At 67.4% G+C, this 4,508-nt stretch carries 3 protein-coding genes and 1 pseudogene; 1 reads left to right on the top strand and 3 read right to left on the bottom strand.

The annotated features are described in order from the left end of the window. From ACIQ2E_RS15400 to ACIQ2E_RS15410, 3 genes and pseudogenes are all read right to left on the bottom strand, one after another. A pseudogene (locus ACIQ2E_RS15400) lies at positions 1-566 on the bottom strand (hypothetical protein); the annotation flags it as partial. A 67-nt stretch (positions 567-633) separates the two neighbouring features. Next, entirely contained in the window at positions 634-1,602 is a 969-nt protein-coding gene (locus tag ACIQ2E_RS15405; RefSeq protein WP_398332413.1) for a glycosyltransferase family 2 protein, read from the bottom strand. A 19-nt stretch (positions 1,603-1,621) separates the two neighbouring features. Next, on the bottom strand, positions 1,622-3,343 hold the full coding sequence (locus ACIQ2E_RS15410; RefSeq protein WP_398332415.1) for a hypothetical protein: 1,722 nt from the start codon (positions 3,341-3,343) through the stop codon (positions 1,622-1,624). 9 nt (positions 3,344-3,352) lie between these two features. Between ACIQ2E_RS15410 and ACIQ2E_RS15415 the strand changes: the two genes are divergently transcribed. After that, positions 3,353-4,508, top strand: a 1,156-nt coding sequence (locus tag ACIQ2E_RS15415) for a glycosyltransferase family 4 protein (RefSeq protein WP_398332417.1), incomplete at its 3' end; no start/stop codon positions are given.

Genomic DNA, 4,508 nt, shown 5'->3' on the forward strand with positions numbered 1-4,508 from the left:
AGCTGTTCTCCTAGCACGATCCCTTTCGCGCGCTCGCAGCTGCCTAGGATTTCTTCCCTGCGCTGACCAGGTGAACTGATCGTGATCTGCAATCGGTTGATTGTTCCGACCGATCTAAGTTCTTTTTGAATGATGTCACTTTCACCACCTGTCAGCAGCAGCGCCCACTCCCTGGGTCGGCGTGTTTGTTGCTCGATTCCCCGTTCGGCAAGCGCCGAGAACGTCGCTGTCAATGCCAGCAACGGCAGTACGAAGTTGGGTAGAGCTCGAGGATCCCTGGCTAGGCCCAGCCAAGCTGCGAGCATGGTCACACCGGTGACGATGCCGACAACGCAACCAATCGACCAGAATTGTTTGTCTGTGCTCCCTAATGAGTAGCGCCCCAGCAAGTAGGAGAGTGTGAGCCACAGCGCCACCAACGTTGCAACTGCCCCTGTGATCCCCGCCCATCGATCAAAGCGCAGCCAGAACAGGATGTTGTAGGACCCAACGATGACGATTGCATCGAAGAACGCCAGGCTCAGGAGTGCCCGCCGCTGTTCCAGCCATGGCGCACGCCACCACATGACTAGCCCCTGCCCCTCATGGGTGCTCGGCCCTTCAGTAGCAGCGCTCTGTTCATGGTCCCACCCATCATTGTTGTTCCTGTTGCCATCGTTCCCGAACCAGGTATAGGGGCCGCCGCTTCACCTCCTCAAACACGCGTCCTAGGTACTCCCCCAGTACCCCCAGGCCGATTAACTGGAGACCCCCCAGCAACAGCACCGCCGTCATCAGTGAGGCGTAGCCCGGCAGATCGATCCCGAAGAGCAAGGTGCGGAGCACCATCCAGGCGCCGTAGAGGAGCGCGACTCCGGCGATCAGCAGCCCCCCGCCACTCAGCACCTGCAAGGGGACCCGGCTGAAGGAGGTGATCCCGTCGACAGCGAAGTTCCAGAGCTTCCAGTAGTTCCACCCGCTGGCGCCCCCTTGGCGGGCGTCGCGGTCGTACTGAATCGCTGTTTGTCGGAAGCCCACCCACGCGAACAGCCCTTTCATAAATCGGGTGCGCTCCGGCAACCTTGCCAGGGCCTCCACCACACAGCGATCCATTAGGCGGAAATCGCCCGTGTCCGCTGGAATTGTTGTGCTGCTCAGCCGGCCCATGAGCCTGTAGAAGCCAAAGGCGGTGAGCCGTTTGGTGGCGCTATCGCCAGCGCGGCGGCGGCGGACGGCATACACCACGTCGAACCCTTGGCGCCATTGCTCCAGCATTGGGGCAATGAGTTCCGGTGGATCCTGCAGGTCGGCATCGAGGGGAACCACAACATCCCCTTGAGCCGCCTCCAGGCCTGCTGTGAGCGCCGCTTCCTTACCGAAGTTGCGTGACAGGCTCAGTAGGGAGGCGCGGATCTGCGGGCGCCTCTGCAGTTCCCGTTTGGCCACCGCTAGGGAGTCGTCGCGGCTTCCATCGTCCACCAGCACGAGCTCCCAGGGGAGTCCGATCTCCTCCAGCACCTGCTCCAGGGTGCTGATCAGCCTCGGCAGGGTGGCGGCCTCGTTGAGGAACGGCACCACCGCACTCAGCATGGGGTTGGCTGGACGGATAGAGCTGCAGGCCATGGCGGGATCGTACGGGCGCTCAGTGCAGGCGCTCGTACGTCAGGCCCACCTGCCACAGTCCGGGTTCTAAGGGCACGCTGATCCAGCCCTGAGCATCGCGGCCGCCCTTCGCCAGCGGTGCGCTCCAGGAGCCTGCCGGTTTGTTCCCCTGGGCCGCGGCACGCCACTGCACGCGCCAACTGGGGTGGGCCCACTGCATCAGCCTGAGGCGCCCGGGTTGGTTGGCTTGCACCAGCACCGTGCGTTCCTGCGGACCCCTGTGCAGAAGATCCACCTGGCCAGCACCTTGGAACTGAGCCCAGGTGTTTTGGGGCCATCGGGGCAGCCAGAAGATTGCTAGCCGCGCGTTCCAGCTCGCATCCGGAATTCCCGCAGGGCTGTAATCGGGTACGCCACTGAGGGCGATGCGCCCGTCGGGCAGGGCCACGAACCGTTTGCTCAGTTCGCCCTGCGCCGGCAGGGCTTGAACACCATCGGGGCAAGGCCGCAGCGGATCACAGGCCAGTAGGCGGCGCAGGGCCCGTTGCTCCAGGCGGCTGGGGGCGTGCCCCACCCAGTTGGCGGAAAAGCGTCCGAGGCTGTCACCCCAGAGCCCAATGGCCGCCAGGCCCAGCACGGCGATGCCCCAGCGCCGCCGGGCGGGTTGGGGTTCGAGGGCCCCAGGGCTGCACAACCACAGCAGGGCGCCGAGCCAGGCGGGGGCCAACCAACGCCAGGGGAATTGGATCCGCTGCAGGGGTGTGAGCAGGTCGTAGACCCCTTGGGCATGCGGCAGCATCAACGCCAGGCCCAGCACCGCGATCCACAACCCCCAGGGGGCCAGCAGGTTGGAGCGCGGGTTGTATCGCCACCCCCGCCAGCCCCAGCCCAACCCGCGCAGCGCCAGCAGCAGCGCCAGGCAGAGCCCCTGGACCCACAGCAGGTCCGCGAAGGTGCGTGGCCCGCCGCCGCCGCCAAAGAAGAATTCCGTGGTGAACAACCCCGCCGGCATGGGCGGGCGCACGCTCCCCAGGGCCAGCAGGGCCGGTAGCCAGAAGGGGCTGGAGAGGCCCAGGGCCAGGCCACTGCTCAGCAGCCAACTTCGCCACCGGCCTTGGCGCCAGAGCCCGAATCCCGCCAACGCCCAGATCAGCCCGGTGAGCAGGGCCCCATTCCAATTGCTGAGCACGATGCCCGCGAGGGCTGCTGTGCTCAGGGGAATACCCCAGCGGAGCCTCCGTTCGAGCCCCAGCAGCCCCAGCGCCAGCCACCACAGCAACGCCTGGGCCAGGGCCTCCGGCCAGGCTCCGCGCACGTAGAGGTTCACCCACAGATAGGGGTTGAGAGCGGCGGTGAGTAGCAGCAGCCAGCGCCACCCCCCTGGCCGCAACCAGGCCTGGGCCAGGGCCGCTGCGCCGAGGGCATTCACCAGCAGGATCACCAGCAGGCCGCTGGCGATCGCCTGGTCGGGCGGTACCCCGATCAGCATGGGTAGGCCACTGATCACCCGAAACAGCGGCGGATAGATCAGCAGGGCGAAGCTGCCGGCCCCCGCCCAGGGCAGATCACTCCAGGTGGGCCACAGCCAGCCCGCCTGCAACTGGCGCACCCAGGCCACGCTCCAGCCCAGATGCAGGAAGCCATCCGGGGTGTCGAGCGGTAGGCCGGCCACCCCTAGCGGAAGCCACACCAGCAGCGCCAGGGCTATAGCTGCAGCCGCTAACCGCCAACGCCCCATGGCCACCCGTGCAAGGCCTGCCATTCTGGGCTGATGCGGCTGGCCTTTTTCCTCGACAACCGGGGCATTGCCGGCCACGGTTCCCTGCCGGACCCCAGCTGCGGCAACCCCGGCATTGGCGGCACGGAATACGCCTTCCTGGCGGTGGTGCGGCTGTTGCAGGGATCGCCGCTGCAGGCGCAGTTGTTGCTCACGGCCCCCCAGCTGGTTCAGGGGATCGATCCCGCCTGCGTGGCCTTGGTGCCCGGGCTGGCGGGGGCCATTGAGCCTGCTCGGGGTTGTTTGGGTTTGGTGTTTCGCCCAGGCTTTGCCGACGCGGCGGATTGGGACGCCCTGGAGCACTCGCCAGTGCCGCTCCTCCCCTGGCTGCACAACCTGGGCTGTGATCAGCAGGGCCGCTATGAGGACCTAGCCGCCGTGCGGCGTTGGCTGTTGGTGAGTGGCGCCCAGTTGGATGCCTTCCGCCACAGCCGCCTGGCCCGCCGGGCCGTGGTGCTGCCCAACCCCGTGGCGGTGCCCCCTGCGCAGTGCTTGCCCCGTGCGCTGGAGTGGGCCACCGCCGCAAGGGATCTGGCCTATGTGGGGGCCCTGACCCCCTTCAAGGGGTTTGATCGCCTGGCTGCCCAGTGGGCCGCCATCGCCCGCGCTTGCCCCGAGGCGCGCCTGCGGGTGTTCGGCGGGGCGGATCTTTACGGCACCCGCGCGGCCTCGGCAGTGCTCACCCCCTACGAGCGCCATTGCCGCCGGCTGCTGGAGCGGGGGGGCTACGCGGATCGGGTGCTGTTTGAGGGCAGCTGTGGCCTAGAGCGCTATCGGGCCCTGGAGCGGGTGGCGGTGGGGGTGGTGAACCCCAGCGGCCGCGATGAAACCTTTTGCCTGGCCGCGGCGGAATTCAGCGCCTGTGGCATCCCCGTGTTGGCGCCGCGCCGCCATGCCCTGATCCACACGGTGCAAGACCAGCGCACCGGGGTGCTGGTGAACTCGGATCAGCAGCTGGCGGCTGAAGCCATCGCCCTGTTGCGCAACCCCCAGCGGGCCTGGGGTTTGGGGGCTGAGGGCCAGCGGCATGTGCACCAGGCCTTTGGGCCGGAGGCGGTGCAACGGGCCTGGCTGCGGCTGGCTCAGGAGCTGGTGGAGGGGCACGCTCCGGAGCCCGTGCCCGTGAGCACCCCCTGGTGGCACGAGCAGC

The sequence above is a fragment of the Vulcanococcus sp. genome, assembly GCF_044369115.1.
In the GTDB taxonomy this organism is placed as follows: Bacteria; Cyanobacteriota; Cyanobacteriia; order PCC-6307; family Cyanobiaceae; genus Vulcanococcus.

What these genes read in the sequence shown, in the direction of transcription:
- ACIQ2E_RS15405 (WP_398332413.1), bottom strand. Translation starts at nt 1,602, where the DNA reads ATGGCCTGCAGCTCTATCCGTCCAGCCAACCCCATGCTGAGTGCGGTG.
- ACIQ2E_RS15410 (WP_398332415.1), bottom strand. Translation starts at nt 3,343, where the DNA reads ATGGCAGGCCTTGCACGGGTGGCCATGGGGCGTTGGCGGTTAGCGGCT.